The sequence below is a fragment of the Stenotrophomonas sp. FW305-C-20-S1 genome (assembly GCF_058783335.1).
Genome location: NZ_JBYTEK010000028.1, coordinates 34,289 through 56,972, shown reverse-complemented (window position 1 = coordinate 56,972; position 22,684 = coordinate 34,289). Strand labels below are relative to the sequence as shown.

The following is a 22,684-nucleotide window of genomic DNA, read 5'->3' as shown; positions in this document are numbered from 1 at the left end:
GGCATGGATGCCGCGGCCAAGCCCCCAAGGACGGGTTTACGGCGTCCCCCGCAACCGGACCCACCCCGCCATCCCACAGGAAACCCGCTGTTGCTGTTGCTGTTGCTGTTGCTCCTGAGGTTGCCGGCCAGCGGCCGGCACTACCGCTTCGGCGGGTGCAGGGCGCAGCCCTGCCGACCCACCCTGTTACTGCGGCGGATCGCGGGTGATGTGGATGTCGGTCGGCGTGGACAGCGGGATGTTCCGCTCGGCCAGGATCTGCAGCAGGCTGAAATACAGATCGCTGCGCGTGCCATACACCTGCCGCGGGCTGGCCACGTAGGCGAAGCTGTTGATGGTGATCTGGCCGCCAGCGATGCTGTCGATGTACACCGACGGCGCCGGCTGCTGCAGCACCGTGTTGTGGGCACCGTAGGCATCCAGCAACGCCTGCCGCAGGCCCGCGACATCGGTGCTGGCCGGCACCGCGAACTGGATCTGGATGCGCCCCTGGTTGTTGCCCATCGTCATGTTGCGGATGGTCTTGGTGATCAACTCGGAATTGGGCACGATCAAGGTGGACTTGTCGCTCACCTGGATCTCGGTGGAGCGCACGTTGATGCGGCGGATGTCGCCTTCCTGATCGCCCAGCTTCACCCAGTCACCGATCTTCACCGGCCGCTCGGTCAGCAGGATCAGGCCGGAGACGAAGTTCTGGATGATCGCCTGCAGGCCGAAGCCGATACCTACCGAGAGCGCACTGACCAGCAACGCCAGGTTCTTCAGGTTCAGGCCCATGGCGGTCAGCGCCCACAGCGCCACCAGGATGATGCCCACGTAGCGGGTGATCGTGCTGATTGAATTGCGCGCGCCCAGGTCCAGTTCGGTCTTGGGCAGGTAGGTGTCGGTCAACCAGCGCTGCAGCAGCTGCGTCAGCCCCAACCCGACCAGCATCACCAGCAGGGCGATGGCGATACGCGCAGGCTTGAGCGTGATGTCGCCGATGGAAATGCCGTTGGCCAGCGAAGCGACGCGCTCGACCACCGAGCCGATGTTGCCGAACGGCGCCGCCAGTGCCAGCAGCGCGATCAGCACCACGAACGTGCGCAGCACGGCAGACAGCAGCACACCGGCCTGCTCCAGCCGCGACACGCTCAGGCCGGTGCTGAGCAGGATGGTCTGGCCGACCTTGCTGTCGGCGTTGAGCAGCCAGGTGGAGAAATCGTCGACGAACTTGAACAGCAGCGTCGCCGCCAGCACCACGATGCTGCCGCCGATCAGCTGCTGGTTGACGAACTTGGCGAAGTTCACATAGCCCATCAGGGTGGCGATGATCGCGGCCACCACGGCGATGTTGCCGGCCACCCGTGCCAGCACCAGCCAGCTGCTGCGCCGCACCGGAACGGCCGCGCCCTGGCCGTCGGCCTGCGCTTCCAGCTTCGCCTCGGCCTCGGCGGTCTGGCGCCGATGCAGGCGCGCCAGGGTCACCAGCATGGCCATGATCAGGCCCAGATAGGTCAGCGCGATCACGCCGTCCAGCGCCACCGTAGTGACGTCGCTGGTGCGGGTGGCGCGATCGATGGCCACCAGCACCGTGCTCAGCCAGGCCAGTGCTGCGGCACCCCAGGCGTACTTGCGTAGTTTCAGCGCGGCGGTGTCATCCAGGTTCAGCAGCCGCCACGAAGGCCGCTTGGGCACCAGCAGGCAGGCGCTGAGCGCGGAAATGAAGGCCGCGGCAAACGTCGCCGCCTGTACGCCTTCGGCCACGCTCTGCAAGCGCGGCGGAATCGCGCCGATGGCATCCAGCGCAGCCACCAGCACCACCACGGCGTAGCCGGGCAGCAGGGTGCCCACCAGCAGCAACCACATGGCCAGACCAGAGCGGCGCAGGCGGCCGTCGGGGGCACGCTCGGACGCAGCGAACCGGCGCCCCAGCGCGCGCAGCCACAGGCGCAACGGGAACATCATTACCAGTGCCGCCGCCAGCCCCAGCAGCAACGTGCCCCAGCCATGGGTGGCAATGGCCGTGGTCAGCGCGGCCCGGCCCTGCTGGGCCAAAGGGGTGACCCGGGCGATATCGTTCGGCAACTGGTCGGCCACCTGCCGCCACAGCGTTGGCGACAGTGGCGAGGCGACCTTGCGCCCCAGTTCCTCGGTGCGCTGCGCGTTGCGCTGCTTGTCGATGTCCGCGCTCAACTGCTGCGCACGGACGGCACTGGACTTGGCCTGGGCAATCGATGCCGCCAGGGCATCGCGCTGGCGCGTCAGCGTGCGCCGCTGCGCCGCCAGCTCCGGCGGTTCAGTGGTGTCCTTGGGCGCCTCGCCCAGCTGCGTCAGCTGCTCGTTGAGCTGGTCCAGCTGCGGCTGCAGGGTCTTTTCCAGCGCCTCGGCATCACGCTTGGCCTGTGACGCATTTTCCGAAAGCGTGCCCAGCGTTTCGGTGGCTTCGGCATCAACACGCTTGCGCTCAACATCCTTCAGCGTGCTGTCGATCTGCGCCAGCTGCTGCTTGGGCGTGGGGTCGTCATCCTGGGCCAGCGCCGGCACAGCCAGCAGCAGCGTGCAGCACAACAGCAGGGCCAACCAGGGGCCACGCACCAGGATCGTTCGGAAGAAGGAAGACAAGCCAGCCACACCGTTTTGCGCGGACCACCGCGCCTGCGCGCGACTATACGGCAGGTACTGTAAACGGCGGATGCGCAGGCGCTGGCCGCTGGTTGCGGCTCAGTACTTCAGGCGCAGCTCTTCCACCTGCGGCTGCTGCAGCGCGTACCAGTCCTGGAATTCTTCCTCGGTGATCTCATCCGGCGCATACACCGCGATCGGGTGCCAGGCGTGGTCGGTCGGCAACGGCTGGCGCGGCCCGGCGCGCAGGCTGTAGGCCACGCCTTCGTAGTCCACCAGATCGTCCACCTGCGGCCACTGCTCGCGGGCGAACTGGGTTTCACTCTTCAACAGGATCACCTGGTACATCGGCACCTCCACTTCGGTTGGATCGGAAAAACGCGGCGCTGGCGGAAGCATACCGCTGCGCCGATGACGGCACGCGCTCCGCCCGGGCGACGGAATGTTCTGGACATGGCCCTCGCCCCGGCTTCACCCGCCCGTGGCAGTGTCCTCGGCATCGTGGAGGTCCTCTCCTGCCACGCCTGACAATGACCGACCTGCCTCCCCTGAAGACCGTCACCGACCTCAAGCTGCCCCGCTACCTGGGCACCTGGTACGAGATCGCCCGCCTGCCGATGCGCCACGAGCCGGAGGGCTGCACCGACGTGTCGGCCCATTACCAGCTGCTCGACAACGGCAACGTGGGCGTCACCAACCGCTGCCGCATGGACGGCGAGATCGAGGAAGCCACCGGTGAGGCCTGCGCGATCGACAACGACAGCGCGCGGCTGGAAGTCAGCTTCCTGCCCAAGGGCCTGCGCTGGCTGCCCTTCGCCAAGGGTGACTACTGGGTGATACAGGTGGCGCCGGACTACAGCGTTGCCCTGGTCGGCAGCCCGGATCGCAAGTACCTGTGGCTGCTGGCACGTGAGCCCCGGCTCGATGCCACCGTGCAGGAACATTATCTGGCCAGTGCACGCCTGCAGGGCTTCGATCTGTCCGAACTGATCCTGACCCCGCATACCGGCCACCCCACCGCCTGAGCCTGACCTCGCATGGACCTGAAGAGTGGTTACCCGTGGTGGGCGGTGCGCAACGGCCTGATCCAGGCCTTTCCGCTGCTGGAACGGGATCTGCAGTGCGATGTGCTGGTGGTCGGTGGTGGCATCACCGGCGCGCTGATCGCCGATGAGCTGTCGGCCCATGGCCACGACGTTGCGCTGATCGAGCAGCGTGACATCGGCTGGGGCAGCACCGCAGCCAGCACCGCGCTGCTGCAGTACGAGATCGATACCCACCTGCTGGAGCTGGCCTCGCAGTATGGCCAGGATGCTGCGGCGCTGGCCTACCAGGCCTGTGCGGACGCGATCCCTGCATTGGGCGAGGTCGCGCGCGGCCTGAAGGACGTCGACTTCAAGCAGATGGACAGCCTGTACCTGGCCAGCCGTCGCCGTGACGTACCGCGGCTGATGGCCGAAGGCGAGGCGCGCCGTGGCATCGGCCTGGATGCGCGCTGGCTGGACCGGGATGCGCTGCAGGAACGTTTCAGCGTCGATGCCGGAGGCGCCCTGCTGACCCGCCAAGCCGCACGGGTTGATCCCTACTGCTTCACTTACGGGCTGCTGCGGCGGTTGCAGCGGCGCGGCGGCACTGTGCATGACCGCACCGTGCTGCATGCCCTCACCCCCACCGCGCGCGGCGTAACCGCCCGCACTGAATCCGGCATGCAGATCCGCGCCCGCCACGTGGTGCTGGCGATGGGCTATGCCAACCAGCAGTGGCTGGACCCGCGCGTCGCCCGCAACCGCAGCAGCTATGCGTTCATCACCGACCCGATCAACGCCGATGAACTGGGCTGGCTGCAGCGCACGATGGTCTGGGAGAGCGCGCGCCCCTACCTGTACCTGCGTGCCACTGGCGACCGCAGGCTGTTGGTGGGCGGGCTGGACGATGCCATCGATATTCCCGCCCGCCGCGATGGCCGGGTGGACAGCAAGGCCCGCAAACTGATGAAGCAGCTGCTGCAATGGTTCCCGCACCTGCAGCCGACCCCGGCGTTTTCATGGGCGGGCACCTTTGCCGAGACCGCTGACGGCCTGCCGTTCTTCGGGCCGCATGCGCAATGGGGGCCACGGGTACAGTTCGCCATGGCCTATGGTGGCAATGGCATCACCTATTCGATGATCGGCGCCGGGCTGCTGCGGGCGCGGATCGAGCGGCGCCGGCACCCGCTGCAGGACCTGTTCGGGTTCGGGCGGTTGTAGCGTGAAGCCAGGCATGGCCTGGCTCTACCGCAAACGGGCGCCGACAGGCATCATTCAAGCAACGCCTGCTAGCGTCGGCCTGTACCGCCGCGTGCTGCGCGGCCCCTCTGCGCTGGAGTGCCGTCATGATCCGCCCCCTGACCCTGCTGCTGTGCCTGGCCGCCCTGCCCGGGACCGCGTTGGCGCAGTCCGCCGCCGGCGCCACCGCGCCGCAGGCGTCCGGCCTGGACCTGTCCGTGCCGCAGACGCCGATGCGCTATCTCAACGATCCGACGCTGCAACAGGATCCGCCCGGCACGTTCTACGGCGACAAGACCGGCCCGCGCGTGCACGGCGACGGCAGGATCGCCGACGTGCAGGACGACAAGGTCAAGGTCTCCGGCAGCTTCACCACCGGCATCGGCTATGCCAAGAATTACGGCAATACCCACTACAACGCCGCCACGCTGAATCTCAGCAAGAACTACACCAACGATGAAGGCAAGACCCGTGGGGTCAACGTCAACATCCACGTGAGCGAAGGCAAGGGCCCGGGCTTCTTCGGGCCGTACGGCGGTGGTGGGTATTACGGTGGTGGCCCGGGCTATTGGGATTACCCGCCGCCTTACGGCTGGTAAGCCCCGCGTCGGGCCTGGGCCGACCAAGGTCGGCCTCTACTGGTAACAGCGGAAGGTAGCGCCGGGCCATGCCCGGCGGCCTGATGCGTCCGCTGCGCTCGCCGGGCATGGCCCGGCGCTACCAGCGACACGCCCCATCCCGAAGCAGGCGTCAATCCAGCCAGCCATCGCGCTCGCTGTGCAGGATGCGGCCGTCATGACCGCTCAGGCGCACTTCCACCTTCTGGTTGCGGGCATTGCGCGCTTCCAGCGACCACGTCGCACCATCGCGTTCCAGCGAATGGATCTCGCGCAGGCCCTGCGACTGCGCCTTGGCCAGCACCTGCTCGGTGCTCAGCTGCGCACGCCCATCGTGCTCGTCGAAGATCTCGCCGGTCTTCGGGTCCACATACACCTCGCTGAAGCGACCATCGGCACGGCTGACATCGGCTTCCCACAGGCCATCATCCCGCTCGATCTCATGGATCTGGGTGTAGCCGGCCTTGCGCAGCGTCTGTTCGACCTGGGCCATGCCCAGCGGTGCCGCCTGTACGGCGGGGGCCACGGCCAGGGCGACAACGGTGGCGAGGGTGAGCGACTTCAACATGGGGGTTCTCCTGTTCGGTGCCGGACCATCCCGGCAACGCCACGATGCACGGCGTGGTTAACAGCGGCCTAGCCGGCGCTGTTAGCCAACCGTTAGTCGGCCGCGGCACACTCGCGCCTGTCACTTGTTCCCCATGCTTCCAGCCACTCACGTGCCGATCCTGCCCTCCCTGTCCCTGCTGCTGGCCCTGGCCAGCGCCCCGACCGCCGCCGGCCCTGCCCAAGACCCGGCGCAGCAGGTCGCGCGCCGCGCGGTGCAGCAGGGCCGCTACGTGCCGCTGGAAGGCGTGGTGCGCGATGCACTCAAGCGCCACCCCGGCCAGCTGCTGGAAGTGGAACTGGACGATGGCGTGTACGAAGTGGAGATCCTGCGCGCCGACGGCGTGGTGGTGGAGCTGGACTATGATGCGCGCAACGGCAGGCTGTTGAAGACGGAGCTGGACGACTGATGCGCATCCTGTTGGCCGAAGACGATGCCGCATTGGCAGAGCGCCTGCAGCCGCTGCTGGAGCAGGCCGGTTACGTGGTCGAGGTGGTGGCCGATGGTCGCCAGGCCGAGGAGATCGGCCAGGTGGAAGACCTGCAGGCCGCCATCGTCGATCTGGGCCTGCCCGGGCTGGACGGCCTGAGCGTGATCGAACGCTGGCGCGGCAACGGCCGCGACTTTCCGGTGCTGGTGCTGACCGCGCGCGGGCGCTGGCACGACAAGCTGGCCGGCTTCGACGCCGGCGCCGACGACTACCTGACCAAACCCTTCCAGGCCGACGAACTGGTGCTGCGCCTGCGCGCGCTGATCCGCCGCAGCCACGGCCATGCCAGTCCACGGTTGCAGTGCGGTCCGCTGCAGCTGGACGTCAATGCCGGGCGCTTCGACCTGGATGGCCAGGCGTTGGCGCTGAGCCCGCAGGAATTCCGCCTGCTGAGCTACTTCATCCACCACAGCGGCCAGGTGATCGGCCGCGACCGCCTGGGCGAACATGTGTTCGATGGCGGTCACGACCCCGATTCGAATGCGCTGGACGTATTGCTGGGGCGGGTGCGCCGCAAGCTCGGCACCGACCTGATCCAGACCGTACGCGGCCAGGGCTGGCGGTTGGCCGCGCCGTGAGCCGGCAACCGTCATTGCGACGCCGGCTGCTGCTGGCCGGTGGCATTGGCCTGCTGCTGGTCTCGGCACTGGCCAGTGCGCTGCTGGGCGAACTGTTCAAGCGCAGCGCGCGCGACCGCCTGGACAACGAACTGCAGCAGGACATGCTGACCCTGCTGGCGCAGGCCGAGATCGATGCCGATGGCCAGCTGCAGCTGCGCCAGGAACCCAACGATGCGCGCTTCCAGCGCGTGTTCTCCGGCGCGTACTGGCAGATCGCCGATGGCAGCGGCAAGGTGCTGCTGCAGTCACGTTCGTTGTGGGACGAAACGCTGCCAGTGGCCGCCACTGGCGCAGCCGAACGCAATCTGCCGGGCCCGCTGCAGCAATCGCTGCGCGCGCGCGTGCAGCCGGTGCGCCTGCCCCGCGCGAACCAACCCTATGTCGCCGTGGTCGCCACCGACCGCAGTGCACTGGATGCGGACGTCGCCGCATTCCGCCAGCGCAGCGCAATGGCGTTGGCCGTGCTGGTGGCGGCGTGGCTGGCGGTACTGGCCAGCCAGGTACATTTCGGTCTGCGGCCCCTGCAGCGTCTCGGTGCGCAGCTGGAACGCGTGCGCCGCGGCGATGCACAGCGCATCGATACGGCCGGATTGGGCGCTGAAATCGCACCGCTCGGCGAAGAGCTCAATACCCTGCTCGACCACCAGCAACGGATGGTGGGCCGCGCCCGCACCAGCGCACAGGATCTGGCGCATGCGCTGAAGACACCGCTGAGCGTGCTCGCCGCCGAAGCCGATGGCGAGGGCCGCGCGTGGCGCGCGACGCTGCGCGAACAGGGCGCACGCATGCAGGCCAGCGTCGATCGCTACCTTGCCGCCGGGCTGACCGCCGACCATCGCGAACGCACGCCGGTGGCCACGGTGGCACAGGCGCTGTGCGGGTTGATGGCGCGCGTGCATGGCGACCGTGCGCTGCAGTTCCAGGCCGAAGGCATTGCCGACGACCTGCAGTTCGCCGGTGCCAGCGCCGACCTGGAAGAGATGCTTGGCAACCTGCTCGACAACGCCGGCAAGTGGGCACAGCGGGAGGTGACAGTCACTGCGCGCGTGGACGACGAACAGTTGCGCATTGATGTGCGCGACGACGGTCCGGGGCTGGCAGCCGAGGCGCTGGCGCAGGTGACCCAGCGTGGCGTGCGGCTGGATGAGCGCGAAAACAGCAGCGGCCTGGGCCTGGCCATCGTGGGTGATATCGCCGCCAGTTATGGTGGATGGCTGGCGCTGGAGAATGCACACCCGGGATTGCGCGCCACGTTGTGGTTGCCGATGGGGTGACGCGCCGCTGCGCTCGCCGGGCATGGCCCGGCGCTACCGGATCATGCGCGCGCCGGCAGGTGTCGACCGTGGTCGACACGCATCAAGAGCGCCGACCAAGGTCGGCATCTACCAAGCCTCAACGGTGATGCATCCACCAGCAGTCGATGGCATCCAGCACGATGTGGATCATCAAACCGATGCCCACCAGCCGCGTTTTCTTCGGCACGCACAGGCCCGCATACACGGCAATCGCCGGTGCGGTATGCAGCGGGTGGAAGCCGATGCTGCAGCGGTTCGGGGCGTAGATCGGATCGGCCAGCAGGTGGTCCAGATCGATGATCCAGCCCAGCAGCAGCAACACCCACGCCGAGGCGAAGCGCTTGCGCCAGAACAGCCATGCCAGCAGGGCTGGCACGGCGGCATGCAGGAACAGATGAAAGATCGCGCGGGCGCTCATCAGCACCGGTAGCGCCGGGCCATGCCCGGCGTTCCCGTCACCCTCAGATCAACGGTTCGTCGGACAGGTAGGTGTAACCGGTCAGGCCCGCTTCCAGCGCTTCGGACAATTCCTGCGCGCGCTCCGGCGACAGGTCCGCCGATGCCACGCGTTCGGCGTAGGCCGCACGCAGGTCATCCAGCTTGTAGCCCACGTAGTCCAGCATCACGTCGGTGGTATCGCCGCGACGCTGCTGGGTGATGGCATAGCCATCGGCATCGGCCAGCACTTCCACCGCGTCGGTATCGCCGAACAGGTTGTGGATGTCGCCGAGGATTTCCTGGTAGGCACCGACCATGAAGAAACCGATGCGGTAGCTTTCGCCGTGCTTGATCGCGTGCAGCGGCAGCGAGCTGTCCAGGCTTTCGTTCTCGACGTAGGTCTTGACCATGCCATCGGAATCGCAGGTCATGTCGGCGATGATGCCGCGGCGATCCGGCATCTCGTTCAAGCGCTCGATCGGCACGATCGGGAACACCTGGTCGATCGCCCACGCATCGGGAATCGATTCGAACACGCTGAAGTTGACGAAGTACTTGTCGACCAGGCGCTCGTTCAGTTCATCCAGCGCCGGGCGATGGCTCTTCTCGTCGTAGCTCAGGCGCGCACGCACGCCATGGGCGATGGCATAGAACAGATCGTCGATGCGCGCACGCTGCGGCAGGTCGATCTGGCCCAGCGCATAGCTGGACAGGCCTTCGGCATGGAAGTGCTGTGCTTCCTGGAACAGCTCCACCGCCGGGCGCACGTCCAGTTCTTCGTGGATCTCGCGCAGGTGGCGGATCGAGGCCGGCTCGTCGTCGTGCTGGTCCGGCACGCGGCCTTCCTGCGCCTGTTCCACTTCAGACACGTTGGCGATCAGCACCGCGTGGTGCGCGGTCATCGCGCGGCCACACTCGGTGACGATGCGCGGCGGGGTCAGGCCGTGTTCTTCGCAGGCATTGGCCAGCGGCTGCACGATGTTGCTGGCGTACGAATTGAGGCCGTAGTTGATCGAGCAGAAGCTGCGCGAACGGGTGCCTTCGTAGTCCACGCCCAGGCCACCGCCCACGTCGACGTGGGTGATCTTCGCACCCAGCTGTGACAGCTCGACGAAGTAACGGGTGGCTTCGCGCATGCCGTTGGCGATGTCGCGCACGTTGGAGATCTGCGAGCCCATGTGGAAGTGCAGCAGGCTCAGGCAGTCGGCGTATTCGGTATCGCGCAGCGACTTCCACAGGTCCAGCAGCTGGCGCGGCGACAGCCCGAACTTGGCCTTGTCGCCACCGCTGTTCTGCCACTTGCCGGCGCCCAGCGAGGCCAGGCGCATGCGCACGCCCAGGCCCGGCTTCACGTCCAGCGCCTTGCATTCTTCCAGCACCAGCTTCAGCTCGGACGGCTTCTCGATGACGATGAAGGTCTGCAGGCCCAGCTTGCGGCCGATCAGCGCCAGGCGGATGTACTCGCGGTCCTTGTAGCCGTTGCAGACGATCAGGCCACCCGGGCGCGACAGCGCCAGCACGGCCATCAGCTCCGGCTTGCTGCCCGCTTCCAGGCCGAAGCCTTCACCGTGGTGGCTGGCCAGGGTGCCGGCCACGCCGCGGTGCTGGTTCACCTTGATCGGGTACACGGCGGTGTAGCCGCCCGGGTAGTCCCAATCCTGCTGGGCCTGGGCGAACGCCGCCTGCAGCTTGCCCAGGCGCTGGCCGAGGATGTCCGGGAAGCGCACCAGCAGCGGCAGCTTGGCACCGGCCGCGCGCGCGGCATCGACCACCTTGGGCAGCGACACCACCGGGCCATCCGCCCCGGTCGGTCTCACCACCATGTGCCCGGCCTGATCCACGTCGAAATAGCCATCCGCCCAGTGCGGGATCGAGTAGGTCTTGCGGGCTTGGTCGAGGGACCAATCGGTCATTGCAGTCGGCCTTGTGGCAAATAAAAGGGGGGGCATGATAACGCCTATATGCCCACAGGTTCGTTATCATGCGCGCCCGCGCCCGTGGCAGGTCTGAACCTGAACGGGCCGATCCGTCCGGATGCGTGGCACCCCGCCTTCAGCCCGGCTCCATCCCCTCCGAACAGGAATGCTTTCCCATGACTGACAACAGCAACTGGTACATCGAACACTTCGAGCGCACCGGCTCGGCCATCGGCTACCGCATCACCGGCAAGCTGGACGAAGTGCAGTCGCCGTTCCAGAAGATCGAGATCTTCCAGACCACCGACTGGGGCAACCTGATGACCATCGATGGGGCCATCATGCTGACCAGCAAGGACAACTTCTTCTACCACGAGATGATCAGCCACCCGGTGCTGTTCACCCACGCCGCGCCCAAGCGCGTGGTGATCATCGGCGGCGGCGACTGCGGCACCCTGCGCGAAGTGCTCAAGCACAAGGGCGTGGAGAGCGTGACCCAGTGCGACATCGACGAGCAGGTGACGGTGATGGCGCGCAAGCACTTCCCGGAACTGTGCGATTCCAACGACGACCCGCGCGCCGAGCTGATGTTCGACGACGGCGTGGCCTACATGGCCAACTGCCCGGCCGGCAGCGTGGACGTGGTGATCGTCGATTCGACCGATCCGGTCGGCCCGGGCGAAGGCCTGTTCAACAAGGCGTTCTACGAGAGCTGCTTCAAGGCCCTGAAGGACGATGGCATCCTGGTGCAGCAGTCCGAGTCGCCGCTGATGCAGCTGGAGCTGATCAACGAAATGCGCACCGAGATGGGCAAGGCCGGCTTCGGCTCGTTCAAGACCCTGCCGTTCCCGCAGCCGTGCTACCCCACCGGCTGGTGGAGCGTGACCCTGGCGCGCAAGGGCGACAGCAGCTTCGACTTCCGCCAAGCCGATTCGGCCGCCAAGACCTTCGATACCCTGTACTACACCGCCGCGCTGCACACCGGCGTGCTGGTGACCCCGCCGTTCGTGAAGGCGGCGCTGAAGTAAGGCGTGCCGACCAACGGTCGGCACCCACCCAAAGAAGAACCCGCGCTGGCGACAGCGCGGGTTTTTTCGTTTTCCGGTAGCGCCGGGCCATGCCCGGCGGCCGTCCGCTTACAGCGCCCAGATACCGGCGATCACCGCCACCACCAGGCCCCACTTGATCACCTGGTACGCCACCACGCTGCGCTCGCGCAGCGCCTTGGCCTTCAGCCGCACCTTGTACACGCTGCCGAAGGCCTTGTTGACGCCACCGGTCGGGTCGCCCGGCAGGTTCGGCGAGGCGCCACCGGCCAGCAGCGTGGACGCCACCAAGCGGTTGAACAGGCCCGGCAGGCCGAAGCGCAGCGGGCGGGCGATATCGCAGAACAGGATCACCCGGTCATCGGGCGTCTCGTTGTGCGCATGGTGGATGTAGGTTTCGTCGAACATCATCCACTCGCCGTCGCGCCAGCTCTTCTTGATGCCGTCCACTTCGATGTAGCAGGCGTCGTTGTTGGGCGTGGCCAGGCCCAGGTGCAGGCGCAGCGAACCGGCGAACGGGTCGCGGTGCGGGCGCAGCTCGCTGCCCGAGGGCAGCTGCGCGAACATCGCCGCGCGCACGTCCGGCAGCGATTCCAGCAGCGCGGTGGTCTTGGGGCACATCGCCTTGGCCGACGGGTGCGAGGGGCCGTACCACTTCAGGTAGAAGCGCTTCCAGCCGCGGCGGAAGAACGAATTGAAGCCGGCATCATTGAACGTGCTGGAGGCAGCGATCGCCTGCGCATCGCGCAGCGCCAGTGCCTCGTCGCGGATCATCTGCCAGTTCTGCCGCAGCGGCTCCAGCTGCGGGAATTCCTTGCCCGGGTCCAGGAACGGCGTGGTCGGCACCTTGGAGAACATGTACATGACCACGTTGATCGGAGCCATGAAGCTGGAGTGGTCCAGCAGCTGGCGCGACCAGCGCGCACGGACCTTGCCACGGAAGTGGATGTACAGCACGCAGGACACGAACAGCGCCGCAAGTACGATTTTGATGATCAAAGCACTTTCCTCCAGCACGCGCCGGACAGGGAAACAGGGCGATGCGGCCGCAGGGCCGGCATCAGTGGGGGAACGCGGCAGGAGACGGGGACGTGCCGGGTGGGTGCGGCCGTCGATGTCGCGTGTAACAGCTTATGGTCGGCAGGCCGTGCGCCGGGGTCAAGCCAAGCGTGCGTGCGCCGCAGCGCTGCGCCGCGAGCGCTGCCGGACGCATCTGCAAGCTATTGAAATTAAATTGCTTTTCTAAAAGTGAGACAGAATTGTCCGAAAAAGCGCGACGAACTGTTCCAGCCACGACGCCGACATTTCTCCGACAAATCGTGGAATAGCGAACTTGCCGGTACTAAAATTGACTTAACGAAAGTTTAGCCAGTTCCCCCCGTCGTACCGGTTCGCTTGACGCTTCAGCGCCGCCCACCGGGTCGCCCGAGACCCCACATGATCCCTTCCATCACTCCCTCCCCGTCCTGCGGCGATGACGCCGTGGCGCCGCTGCTGCTCAAGCGCGGCGAGCGTTTCCTCGCTCCCGATGTCTACCGCACCTGCCTGGACGGCCGTCCGGCGGTGGTGAAGGACTACTCCCGCTACCGTGGCACCCCGGTGTCGCCGATCGCCCGGCTGATGGTGCGCCGCGAGGCACGCATGCTGGAGCGGCTGGGCGGCTGGAAGCACGCCCCGGCCCTGCTCGGCACACTCGGTGGCCTGGCCCTGGGCATGGAATTCATCCCCGGCCAGACGTTGAGCACCGCGCAGGCCGTGGGCAATGAAGTGTTCGAACAGCTGCAGCACGCGCTGAGCCGCCTGCATGCCGCCGGCATCACCCACAACGACCTGCATGGCACCAACGTGGTGGTCAGCGCCGGCGTACCGGTACTGCTCGACTTCACCTCAGCCTGGCGCGTACCGCGCTGGCTGCGCCGCAACCCGCTGAGCCGGCAGCTGAGCCGCAGCGACATGAAGAACCTGCTGAAGATGCGCCAGCGCGTGACCGGGCAGGCGCCGAGCCCTGCGCAGGCGGCCATGGTGGCCGACCCCGGTTGGGTGGCGGCTGTGCGCCAAGGCTGGAAGCGGTTCTACAAGTGGGCCAAGCGTCGGTAGGCGCTTCGCTCTGGTGGGGGTCGAGCTTGCTCGACCGCTTCACCCGCTTTACCGGTAGAGGTCGAGCTTGCTCGACCGCTCTTCGTTCCGGCGACGCAAACCCCGCCCTACGCGCACAACCGGCTTACAACGCGTCCGCGTCCAGCTCACCGGTACGAATACGCACCACACTGCCCAGGTCGTACACGAACACCTTGCCGTCGCCGATCTTGCCGGTGCCGGCCGCCTTCACGATGGCTTCCACCACCAGCTCCACCTGATCGTCGGTCACCGCCACTTCCAGCTTCACCTTCGGCAGGAAGTCGACCACGTACTCGGCGCCGCGGTACAGCTCGGTATGGCCCTTCTGGCGACCGAAGCCCTTCACTTCCGTCACCGTGATCCCGGTAACCCCGCGCTCGGCCAGCGCTTCGCGCACGTCGTCGAGCTTGAACGGCTTGATCACCGCCATGACCATCTTCATCGTCTATCTCCTGTATTCCGGCGTGGAGGATAGCGCCTGAACGCGGCCGGTGCGAAACCCGCAGCGCCTGTCCGGCAGGCCGAGGCCGGCAGTATCCTTAGCGCCGAACAGCCGTGGCCGCGCCGGATGCGCAGGCCCACCACCCCACGGAGCACCCATGATCGACCTGAACCAAATCGATGACCTCGCCCGTCGCCTCAGCGACCTGGTGCCGCCGGGCCTGCGCGAATCGCGCGAGGAGCTGCAGGCCACCTTCAAGAGCGCACTGCAGGCCGGCCTGGCCAAGCTGGACCTGGTGACCCGCGAGGAGTTTGAAGTGCAGCGTGCGGTGTTGCTGAAGACCCGCGAGAAGCTGGATGCGCTGGAAACGGCGGTGCGCGAGCTGGAACAGGGCCGCAGCGACGCCGGCTGAGTGGACCGCCCCTGCGGCGGTGAACAACAAGGCCCGCGATTGCAGGCCTTTTCGTGTCATGCCCAACGAGCTCACTCCAGCATGGTCTACACGCAGTATCTGCCCGGGGCAGCGGCTTACTCATTGAACCGGAACGACCGGACCTCCTCAATGTCCAAGACAACGAGGCCCTCCGGCTGCAGCCGTACCCGCCCAGATACCTCCACGACGGCCGTGGTGTTGCACACCGCTGGAGCATCGCGCTTCAAGCAGATGCGCTTCTGTTCCGCGTAGAACCGCTTGACCGAATCGGACGACCCATGCCTGCCGATCACCAGGATGTGCCCACCCTCGCCGCAATGGGAATTGCGCAACATCTCGAAGTGCCGGTTATCCGTTATGTAAGTTGCGGACAACACAACCTCTTCCCCATCGTGTTGGCTGGGGTTGCCCGCGATGGCGCACAGTAATTCGTCGCGGGGCTCTACCTCCACCGTGGTCGCGACACGATGCGCGCATGCAGGCAGCATCAGGGTCAGCACAAACGCGGCACACGCTGGCTTCATGGTCATTTGTCCTTCGCGGTCCTTTGCTGACGTGCTTCCCAGCACTTGACGGAACCCTCAACGCTCTTGGGCTGAGGCCCGAAACAGCGTGTACACGACACGCCCTTACGGCGGCGTTCTGCTGTACCCCGGCCCGGAGCATAGCGCTTGCACGCAGCCGGCGCGAAACCACCGGGTGCCGCCGAGCCCGCGCGAATCCCGCGAGGAGCTGCAGGCCACCTTCAAGAGCGCGCTGCAGGCCGGCCTGGCCAAGCTGGACCTGGTGACCCGCGAGGAATTTGAAGTGCAGCGCGCCGTGTTATTGAAGACCCGCGAGAAGCTGGATGCGCTGGAAACGGCGGTGCGCGAGCTGGAAGGCCGCGGCAAGGCAGAATGAAAAAGGAGGCGCACCGCGCCTCCCACCTACAGATTATTTCCCTGATGGGGCCTTGCCGCAAGGCCCGCCCGGCGCCCTAGACTCGCCGGCCTGTCGATCCGGCAGGACAGGTAGGGGCAGTGCTGATGACACCGGACACCGAATGGACACCCGTATCGCATGACACCTGCGACCAGGTTACGGGGCCGTTCTATCACGGCACCCGCGCTGATCTCGCGGTGGGCGAGCTGCTGAGCGCGGGCTTCCGCTCCAACTATCGCCACAGCGTGGTGATGAACCACATCTACTTCACCACGATTGCCAAGGGCGCCGGGCTGGCTGCAGAGATGGCTCGAGGTGAGGGGCGACCGCGTGTGTATGTTGTGGAGCCGACCGGGCCGTTTGAAGACGATCCGAATGTGACCAACAAGAAGTTTGCTGGGAATCCGACGCGGTCGTATCGGAGTGTGGAGCCGTTGCGGATTGTTGGGGAGATTGCGGAGTGGGAAGCCTACGATGCGGAGTTCGTTCGGCAGTTGAGGGCGTTTGTGGCTTCGGGGAGTGGGGAGATCATCAATTGATGACCTGTTGGCGCTGGGCGTTGCGCACCTCTTCCTCGGCATCATAGATGTCCAGCCCGAGCTCGATGCCGCGCTGACCTAGCGCGAGCAGAACCCGCGGGGAAAGCGAGACACCATCATTGCTGCTTCCCATGAAAAGACCACAGAACAGATCAGGTCGAAACCGCTCAAGTGAGTTCCATATGGCGAGATCACTGGTGAGCTGATCAAGGATCTCGAAGATCTGAACTTCCAAGTCTTCAGGTTCACGACGCTCCGCATCAAGTCGCCAGCCTCCGGTCCTGGCGACACGTACGACGCCTGATTGGCTGCCTTTAAGTTCCTGGCCCTTGTGATACGAAGCGGTTGGAGTCGCCCCAAGCAAGGCAGTAATTTCATCTGGCAGGAGGTCGCTCCCGAAGAATCGGAGTGTTACCAGAGAATGATCGAATGCTGCCATTGGGATCCAGTTGTCATCTTCTGGAGCTCTTACAATCCGTACGCCTCGTCACTGTGAGCTTTCGCCGCAAAGCGGACATTCGCAACGCCAAGTTCAGGCCACTCACGAAGTGATCTCAGTCAGAATGAATCGCGAAGCTCACGCCCGATACGCCAACGTTGCGTGACTACGGCCCGCAGCCTTCTCTAGCATGACAAGCAGCTGGTCATTGAGCTTCAGGTAGCTTGGAAGGCCACGGCTGCTACCGATGAAGCGGATTTGATAGTACTCACCATATCCGGCAGTGCCATGATAGATCTCGGCCTCGTACCGCTCCCCTTGCGGGAGCATAACTAGGACATCTTTGTGATCCAGATTGAGAGATAGCAACTCGTCATGGGCGAGCTGACTCCTTGGAATGGTAATGGGATGGCCAGAAGCGTGCAGAAACGACTGATTTACCATGAACTCGAAGCTCGCCACATGCCCCCCCTGTGAGACCCACCACCTGAATCCGCTCGTATCACGAAGCAGCGTCGAGCTAAATTAATTATTAGTCCTCTACCAACTCTTTACCGAAGTTGATATCTCTGCCTTCTCGATCGACTTTGAACTGAGTGAGCCCCGGGTAAGGCTGCGCAGTTCTTTCCGTGCCACGATACTCGACGCGATAAGTGTTGTATGAAAGATCCATAAGCGGGCCACTTTGAATTAATACAACCCCCTCTTTTGACCTGTAGCTAGGCATTAATCCGTCCCGAACAGATGAAACAACGTAATTGACGGAACGAGTCAACTCAAGCATGAGGTCGCAAACAAGCGAAACATGGTAGTCAAATTCCGCGCTAAGCCTGCTGTAGAGCGGCGGATCCCATTGAGGGATCTTGTAAAATTTCTCCGTATGCCACGAGGTTTCCCACCTAGGCACGGCATGCTCATTGAACGTCCTACAGAAATCTTGGGCTATCATTCTGAAGTTTAGAAAAGCAGATTCAATAGCTGGATATCTGCCTGGCCAATGCCTAGAGAGCAGCCATGCTCTGATGTCCTCCAAAGACTGAAGAAGCTCCTTGTCGATTGACGGCTGGCCACCACAAAGGATGGGGGAGGCACGATTAATCCAGCGATCTAAATCGATACGCGATCCCCACTCATCGACAACTCCCGCATAGAATTCATCATCGCGTTGTTTTGCCGTGTCAAATCCAAGCTGCGCTCGGACCCAATTTTCATGAGTTCTTTTGAGCGTAACTAGCCTCTCGATTGAAAACTCGTTGAACTGGTCGTCAATCTGCTTATGATGGACATTGCAGAGCAATATCAGATTTGCATATTTGTCCCGCTGTTCCGGCGCAAGCGGCGAATCTCCACGTGGCCCATCAACACTAGACGCGACAATATGACATGCCTCTCCTACAACAGACTCGTCATCAGTCTCACCTGCATCCATCACAAGCTCATCGCGACAGATAGCGCAACGATTCGCGGCACGCCCCCAAAGCATCTTTTGTGTTTTTACGGAGATTGACATGATTTTTTAATTATAGTTTTACTGGCCAGACCACCTTCGACCCAGCACGAGTTCCGCTTTCGGCTCGCGAACATGGGCAATTTATGAAAAAATAAGAAATTCAATCACTTGACATCCCGAATATCCATCCCAGCGCACCCAGACGAAGGCTATATATGTCCCATTGCGGCGGTGCTATCCCTTACTACGACCTAGCGCACGCCCTGCTCCTCGCTGGGCGTGTCAACTAATGCGCACAAATCAGAGCCCCAAACAGAGCACTTTGATTCTGACCCGCGCGGCGGACTCGAATTAAATGAACTGTCAGGCCTACTGCGCGAGCCACGCTGAAAACGACAACACAGACCAACCGCCAGCAGGGGAGGCAGGCCGAGCTGGGCGTGCGGGCCTTGCGGGACGCGCGGGGCGAGCAGGTCGGGCTGCGCGAGCCGCGCGAGCCGGTCTCGCGGGCCTAGCAGTGCCAGCCACCGATTGTTGAGGATTCCAGGCGACCGGATGACCGGCCTGGTCCAGGCAAAGGAGGTTGTGGACAGCACCCAACCAATCCCCAGATTCGGCAGACCACGCGTGATGGCTTGAGATGTAAGCAACCCAATCCATGTCAGTATCAAAGATGTGCTGATTGGGCGAAATCCAACCTACGAGATCGCAATCTTTGTCAAAAAGTGGATACAGCATTGAACTCTCCTTGTTGGCCAAGCTACCTAGCAGAGGGACCCATATGACAGCTCATATCGCCTACACGAAAGGCATCGTATGGAGGGATTTCCCCTGGACTTAGATCAATCTTAGGCCGGTCGGATCTAGTTAACAAGCCAGCGTATAGCCGAGGCTACTGCCATGCTCGATTGGCAAAGCACGAGTTCAGTCCTGATGTGCGAAACCGCAATGATGCTTGCAATACCGATGGATTAAAAATATGTGTCGTCCGGTCGATGGGCCAGACCAACGCGGAAATGCCAAGTACCGTCCAGCAGGCGACACTGACGGCAATCCGCCGACCGGATTCCCACCATAACCCGGTGGCAAACGCGACGAACCTCATGCCACAGCCGCTAGCGGCGATCTTGGCGCAAACTTTTGGAGGAGCGACTGCCCGTAGCAGCTCGCACAAGCTGGTTGTGACCCGGCGTAAACTCGGGGGCAACGCGGGTTCAGGCCAGAAACCAGGGAAGGGGGATCAGACCTGTGGAAGCGAGAAGTCAGCTGCGGCGTGACACAGTGGTCCATCTTTGGAATGCGCCAGTCGGTGGAATCCGTTCAAATGCTACAAAACCTTCCCACTGCGGGCAGCGCCACTCCGGGTGTCTACAGCGGCAGTCGGATTCTGCCTGACGCCCTGTCGGACCAGTAGGTAGAAAGTCGCGAAGTACGCGGCACCCATCAGCGGCCGTCGCACCGGTTCCATCGCGCGGGCGATCACACATTGCCGTCGGACCAATGCTGTCGCATTTGCCGCACCCTGCGTCTTTGGCGGAAGGTTCTGACGACTCCGTTCCAGAAGTGCCAGTCTTCCCGTAACACAACGCTCTCGCCACTTTACACGCTATGCGACAATGCCAAAAACGTCTCAGGCTTTGGCGGCTTTGGCCCCAACCCCTTGGCATTCCAAACAACATCAGGCAACTCTGGTAGAGCCACCGACAACGGGTGGCCGGGCGTCGAAAACCCGAGTTCTAGGGATGTTGTTTTTACGCTTGTCAGCCGGCACCGCCACGCGTGGTGCCGGCTGGCAATCCGTCTGCCGGCTATGGCGGGCGGTGCGTGGGGGTCTTGTACCCGCCGGTTTGTCCCTAGCCCGGTTTTCGAGCCACGCATCGTCCGCCACCTTAATCGGTGGCGGCTTCTGCCTGCTTGCACGGAGCCTGCCATGACCAAGCCGCACTCCCCTCCCCCACGCCCCATCCAGGAAGCGCCCTCGCCCACCCCTGCCCTGGACCCCAACAGCCTCATCGCCATCCTGCACAGCATCGGTGCCGGCGCTGCCGCAAACGGTCAGCCCTGGCCCGAGCGCCATCATCTGCGCAGCCGGCAGATGGCGTTGTCCGACGCCGACTGCGCGCTGACGGGCCAGCGCATTGTGCAGGAGATCCTGCTGGCGGCCGAACGCACGCGCCAGAACGGCGAGCCCGACCAGTACGTGGGCGACCGGGTGATGGAAGGGCTGGTGATGGCCGACATCGCACTCACGGCCTTCATCCACGAACGCGTGCGGCCACAGGACTGAGGGCGCGCTTGTGGGCGTGACGTTCTGTCTTTGTGCGGGGTGATGAATGAAGAAGCGTGGGCTTGCCGCGGCGGCGGTGTGCATCGCGGTGATCGGCGCGGTATGGGCGGGGTGGCCGGAGCCAGCGGGCGATCAGGTGTGGGCCTACCAGAAGCTGCAGCCAGCCGACTACCGGCTGCTGCACAGTGATGCACTCGGCTTCGTGACCGCCAAAGCAGATGAGGGCTTTGAACTGCACACGCGCTATGCCGGGGTGACGTCCTTCGAGATCCGCTGCAAGGGCGTCCTGGTGATGGACGTGGAGAATGCCCCCTCACGCGTGCTGATCCGTGTGCCCGCCGATGCACTTACGCGGGCACCGGATATCGAGCGCCTGCGCCTCAGTTTCGAGCGATGGTTGGACTACCACCAGAGCCAGGGCGCGTTGCTAGTGGAGAGTGCAGGAACATCGTGGATCGAAGCGCTGTTTGGGCGCTTCAGTGGGGCGGTTCCTGATGGGCAGCGGTGTCCAACTAGAGCTTGAACTCCAAATCGCCATGCTACTCAAAATCGGGGGGACGTCGGCCTGACTACGTTGAGGGAGTCCACGTTCGGACGAAGAGGGTTGCCGTTCGTGATCGAACTTGAGCGCCCGGACATCGGTCTCAGAACTTCACTCTGCTGTAAACAAGGTCCATTTCTTCATCATGCATGACCCAGCGACCAGCATTGCCCTCCGGACACAGGTAGAACTTTTCGGCGTAATTTGAAGCGCGCGACCAAGCGCTTCGGGCGAACTGGGGAAACCGCCGCATGACTCGCGCGTCCGGCATCTCCGGCCTGCTTGCCAGCGTGCAGTCTTCAGGCAAGGTAAGAATCCCGCTGGTTAAACGAAAGACCAACCACGACTCATTGGTGTCCATGTCGTGCGTCTCTTGTATGTTGACAGCATCCTCAGGCAACCAGCCGGGCAACCACTTCGATTCGCCGATTGCCTGTCTCGAAACGGCTTGGTTTCGGTCTGCATATTGAGTGCTTGCAACTTCCGAGCAGCCAGAAAGTGCGAGTGCCAGCGTGACCATCAGGAAGAGCTTGCGAGTGTTCATTGGAGGCATGCAAGTCATCAGTAGGGGAAGTTTCCACCGGGACGATAGCTCCCGCAGATCTGCGAGCAACTCCCAGCAAGGCTATTCGTCCAGATGATCGTCCAAGGCGATTTGCCAATTGATCCGCAGCGGAGTCGGCGGCAGAGTCGCCCTTGATGTTCTGATCGAACCACTCGCGCCCGTCGCTTATGCACTGAGAAGCAGCAGATCCGCCCATGCCCTTCTGTGCGGCTTGGCAGTTTGCCATGCAATGGAGGTACTTGTCTTGGCCACTCCATCCATTGTGAGACCCACCAACCACGTGTGTGGCTCACCATCTGGTGATAGATGTGGAAAACGCCCCGTCACACGTGCTGAACCGGATGCCCGCAGATGCACTTACGCGGGCGCCGGATATCGAACGCCTGCGTCTCAGTTTCGAGCGATGGTGGGACTACCACCAGAACGAGGGCGAGTTGCTGGTGGAGAGTGCAGGAACATCGTGGAACGAAGCGCTGTTTGGGCGCTTCAATGAGTACGTGCCTGATGAGTAGCGTTGTTTGTTGGGGACCGCGGGCCGCCGTTGGTCGTAATCCCCTCTAGCCGCTCCGCCAACGACTCCCGATCGCAGCCCGCAGAGTGCCCGTCGCACCATCGTGCGTTCTCTGTCCACCCTCCGCAGACCATCAGATTGGGCTCCGTCGCATTAAACGAATTGCGACGCCGTCATTGATCAGATTCGCGTCCGGCCAGAGCCTGACCTCTCCGGGTACTGGACGAACCCAGCGCCCCACGTAGCAATCCTACCGTCCAGTGACGCTGGCCCGATGCTCGACCATCAGGGGCAGCGCCGACATCATGGGCGGTCCGTACTGACGGAAACGGAGCCGTCTTCCCTCAGCCGGACGCTTACATACACATCTGGCGGAGGTATCCGATTGATCGACGCCCCCGCAGGAAGGATCTCCCAGCTGGTGATCGAACCGCAGACTGTTTTATGAATCAACCTGCGACTATCCAACCCCCGCCTGGAAGGCTCGGCAACAACCCCTTCAGGGGGGTAGCGATCAAAGCCCTTGTCGGCAGTGCAGGTC

The 22,684-nt window shown here is 64.0% G+C and carries 25 protein-coding genes and 2 pseudogenes; 14 read left to right on the top strand and 13 right to left on the bottom strand.

Going from position 1 to position 22,684, the window contains the following annotated elements:
* Positions 1-186 precede the first annotated feature (186 nt).
* Positions 187-2,613, bottom strand: a complete 2,427-nt coding sequence (locus tag AC3WTC_RS15015) for a DUF3772 domain-containing protein (protein ID WP_051501681.1) — start codon at positions 2,611-2,613, stop codon at positions 187-189.
* A gap of 90 nt (positions 2,614-2,703) precedes the next feature.
* A complete protein-coding gene (locus tag AC3WTC_RS15010) occupies positions 2,704-2,952 on the bottom strand; it encodes a hypothetical protein (protein WP_025874572.1) in 249 nt (82 codons plus the stop codon).
* Positions 2,953-3,134: 182 nt separating this feature from the next.
* On the opposite strand from AC3WTC_RS15010, the gene AC3WTC_RS15005 reads away from it, so the two are divergent.
* The 3 genes from AC3WTC_RS15005 (at position 3,135) to AC3WTC_RS14995 (ending at position 5,467) form a co-directional block, all read left to right on the top strand.
* Positions 3,135-3,629, top strand: coding sequence for a lipocalin family protein (locus AC3WTC_RS15005; RefSeq protein ID WP_025874571.1), 495 nt, complete (start codon positions 3,135-3,137; stop codon positions 3,627-3,629).
* A gap of 12 nt (positions 3,630-3,641) precedes the next feature.
* The gene (locus AC3WTC_RS15000; protein ID WP_492711790.1) at positions 3,642-4,850 is read left to right on the top strand and encodes an NAD(P)/FAD-dependent oxidoreductase; all 1,209 of its coding nucleotides are present in this window, start codon (positions 3,642-3,644) and stop codon (positions 4,848-4,850) included.
* Positions 4,851-4,975: 125 nt separating this feature from the next.
* Positions 4,976-5,467: a hypothetical protein gene (locus tag AC3WTC_RS14995; RefSeq protein ID WP_025874569.1), complete on the top strand. Its 492-nt coding sequence runs from the start codon at positions 4,976-4,978 to the stop codon at positions 5,465-5,467.
* A gap of 151 nt (positions 5,468-5,618) precedes the next feature.
* Here the strand turns inward: AC3WTC_RS14995 and AC3WTC_RS14990 are convergent, their stop codons facing one another.
* Positions 5,619-6,053 carry a PepSY domain-containing protein gene (locus AC3WTC_RS14990; RefSeq protein WP_025874568.1) on the bottom strand — a complete coding sequence of 145 codons (435 nt, stop codon included), beginning with the start codon at positions 6,051-6,053 and terminating at the stop codon, positions 5,619-5,621.
* Between the two features lie 157 nt (positions 6,054-6,210).
* Here AC3WTC_RS14990 and AC3WTC_RS14985 point away from each other — a divergent pair, with 157 nt between their 5' ends.
* From AC3WTC_RS14985 to AC3WTC_RS14975, 3 genes are read left to right on the top strand one after another with little or no spacing between them, the layout of a single operon-like run.
* The gene (locus tag AC3WTC_RS14985) at positions 6,211-6,501 is read left to right on the top strand and encodes a PepSY domain-containing protein (RefSeq protein ID WP_025874567.1); all 291 of its coding nucleotides are present in this window, start codon (positions 6,211-6,213) and stop codon (positions 6,499-6,501) included.
* Positions 6,501-7,160 (top strand): response regulator transcription factor, encoded by a 660-nt coding sequence (locus AC3WTC_RS14980; RefSeq protein ID WP_025874566.1) that lies wholly within the window; start codon positions 6,501-6,503, stop codon positions 7,158-7,160. Before AC3WTC_RS14985 ends, AC3WTC_RS14980 begins: the two co-directional genes overlap by 1 nt.
* Positions 7,157-8,476: an ATP-binding protein gene (locus AC3WTC_RS14975; RefSeq protein WP_492711788.1), complete on the top strand. Its 1,320-nt coding sequence runs from the start codon at positions 7,157-7,159 to the stop codon at positions 8,474-8,476. Before AC3WTC_RS14980 ends, AC3WTC_RS14975 begins: the two co-directional genes overlap by 4 nt.
* Positions 8,477-8,594: 118 nt before the next feature.
* Here the strand turns inward: AC3WTC_RS14975 and AC3WTC_RS14970 are convergent, their stop codons facing one another.
* Together AC3WTC_RS14970 and speA are read right to left on the bottom strand one after the other, a co-directional pair.
* Complete coding sequence (locus tag AC3WTC_RS14970; RefSeq protein WP_025874564.1) at positions 8,595-8,915, bottom strand: DUF6122 family protein; 321 nt, start codon at positions 8,913-8,915, stop codon at positions 8,595-8,597.
* A gap of 43 nt (positions 8,916-8,958) precedes the next feature.
* Positions 8,959-10,848 carry an arginine decarboxylase gene (gene speA / locus AC3WTC_RS14965; protein ID WP_431602191.1) on the bottom strand — a complete coding sequence of 630 codons (1,890 nt, stop codon included), beginning with the start codon at positions 10,846-10,848 and terminating at the stop codon, positions 8,959-8,961.
* A gap of 179 nt (positions 10,849-11,027) precedes the next feature.
* Here speA and speE point away from each other — a divergent pair, with 179 nt between their 5' ends.
* Positions 11,028-11,879: a polyamine aminopropyltransferase gene (gene speE / locus AC3WTC_RS14960; RefSeq protein WP_025874562.1), complete on the top strand. Its 852-nt coding sequence runs from the start codon at positions 11,028-11,030 to the stop codon at positions 11,877-11,879.
* Between the two features lie 108 nt (positions 11,880-11,987).
* Here the strand turns inward: speE and AC3WTC_RS14955 are convergent, their stop codons facing one another.
* Positions 11,988-12,893 (bottom strand): aspartyl/asparaginyl beta-hydroxylase domain-containing protein, encoded by a 906-nt coding sequence (locus AC3WTC_RS14955; protein WP_049465655.1) that lies wholly within the window; start codon positions 12,891-12,893, stop codon positions 11,988-11,990.
* Positions 12,894-13,334: 441 nt separating this feature from the next.
* On the opposite strand from AC3WTC_RS14955, the gene AC3WTC_RS14950 reads away from it, so the two are divergent.
* Entirely contained in the window at positions 13,335-13,994 is a 660-nt protein-coding gene (locus AC3WTC_RS14950; protein ID WP_032951715.1) for an RIO1 family regulatory kinase/ATPase domain-containing protein, read from the top strand.
* 124 nt (positions 13,995-14,118) lie between these two features.
* Here the strand turns inward: AC3WTC_RS14950 and AC3WTC_RS14945 are convergent, their stop codons facing one another.
* Positions 14,119-14,457: a P-II family nitrogen regulator gene (locus AC3WTC_RS14945; protein WP_079223976.1), complete on the bottom strand. Its 339-nt coding sequence runs from the start codon at positions 14,455-14,457 to the stop codon at positions 14,119-14,121.
* A gap of 157 nt (positions 14,458-14,614) precedes the next feature.
* Here AC3WTC_RS14945 and ubiK point away from each other — a divergent pair, with 157 nt between their 5' ends.
* The gene (gene ubiK, locus AC3WTC_RS14940; RefSeq protein ID WP_080149656.1) at positions 14,615-14,869 is read left to right on the top strand and encodes a ubiquinone biosynthesis accessory factor UbiK; all 255 of its coding nucleotides are present in this window, start codon (positions 14,615-14,617) and stop codon (positions 14,867-14,869) included.
* Positions 14,870-14,985: 116 nt separating this feature from the next.
* On the opposite strand, the gene AC3WTC_RS14935 is transcribed toward ubiK, so the two are convergent.
* A complete protein-coding gene (locus AC3WTC_RS14935) occupies positions 14,986-15,414 on the bottom strand; it encodes a hypothetical protein (protein WP_492711786.1) in 429 nt (142 codons plus the stop codon).
* A gap of 175 nt (positions 15,415-15,589) precedes the next feature.
* Between AC3WTC_RS14935 and AC3WTC_RS14930 the strand changes: the two genes are divergently transcribed.
* A complete protein-coding gene (locus AC3WTC_RS14930; protein ID WP_317219929.1) occupies positions 15,590-15,790 on the top strand; it encodes an accessory factor UbiK family protein in 201 nt (66 codons plus the stop codon).
* A gap of 125 nt (positions 15,791-15,915) precedes the next feature.
* Positions 15,916-16,350: an NAD(+)--rifampin ADP-ribosyltransferase gene (gene arr, locus AC3WTC_RS14925; protein WP_492711785.1), complete on the top strand. Its 435-nt coding sequence runs from the start codon at positions 15,916-15,918 to the stop codon at positions 16,348-16,350.
* Here the strand turns inward: arr and AC3WTC_RS14920 are convergent.
* The 3 genes from AC3WTC_RS14920 to AC3WTC_RS14910 all read right to left on the bottom strand — a co-directional run bounded on the left by AC3WTC_RS14920 (position 16,343) and on the right by AC3WTC_RS14910 (position 18,977).
* Positions 16,343-16,789: a DUF4279 domain-containing protein gene (locus AC3WTC_RS14920; RefSeq protein ID WP_492711783.1), complete on the bottom strand. Its 447-nt coding sequence runs from the start codon at positions 16,787-16,789 to the stop codon at positions 16,343-16,345. The two genes, arr and AC3WTC_RS14920, sit on opposite strands and share 8 nt — an antisense overlap.
* 532 nt (positions 16,790-17,321) lie before the next feature.
* Positions 17,322-18,299, bottom strand: coding sequence for an HNH endonuclease (locus AC3WTC_RS14915; RefSeq protein ID WP_492711782.1), 978 nt, complete (start codon positions 18,297-18,299; stop codon positions 17,322-17,324).
* A gap of 309 nt (positions 18,300-18,608) precedes the next feature.
* On the bottom strand, positions 18,609-18,977 hold the full coding sequence (locus tag AC3WTC_RS14910) for a 4-fold beta flower protein (RefSeq protein ID WP_492711780.1): 369 nt from the start codon (positions 18,975-18,977) through the stop codon (positions 18,609-18,611).
* 1,192 nt (positions 18,978-20,169) lie between these two features.
* Here AC3WTC_RS14910 and AC3WTC_RS14905 point away from each other — a divergent pair.
* Both AC3WTC_RS14905 and AC3WTC_RS14900 read left to right on the top strand, forming a co-directional pair.
* Entirely contained in the window at positions 20,170-20,526 is a 357-nt protein-coding gene (locus tag AC3WTC_RS14905) for a hypothetical protein (protein WP_492711779.1), read from the top strand.
* A gap of 46 nt (positions 20,527-20,572) precedes the next feature.
* The gene (locus AC3WTC_RS14900; protein WP_025874555.1) at positions 20,573-21,049 is read left to right on the top strand and encodes a hypothetical protein; all 477 of its coding nucleotides are present in this window, start codon (positions 20,573-20,575) and stop codon (positions 21,047-21,049) included.
* A 121-nt stretch (positions 21,050-21,170) separates the two neighbouring features.
* Here AC3WTC_RS14900 and AC3WTC_RS14895 read toward each other — a convergent pair whose 3' ends face one another.
* A complete protein-coding gene (locus tag AC3WTC_RS14895; RefSeq protein WP_032976924.1) occupies positions 21,171-21,611 on the bottom strand; it encodes a YbbD-related protein in 441 nt (146 codons plus the stop codon).
* Positions 21,612-21,711: 100 nt separating this feature from the next.
* Positions 21,712-21,912, bottom strand: a pseudogene (locus AC3WTC_RS14890) (hypothetical protein); the annotation flags it as partial.
* A 16-nt stretch (positions 21,913-21,928) separates the two neighbouring features.
* Here AC3WTC_RS14890 and AC3WTC_RS14885 point away from each other — a divergent pair.
* A pseudogene (locus AC3WTC_RS14885) lies at positions 21,929-22,144 on the top strand (cold-shock protein); the annotation flags it as partial.
* Positions 22,145-22,684 lie beyond the last annotated feature (540 nt).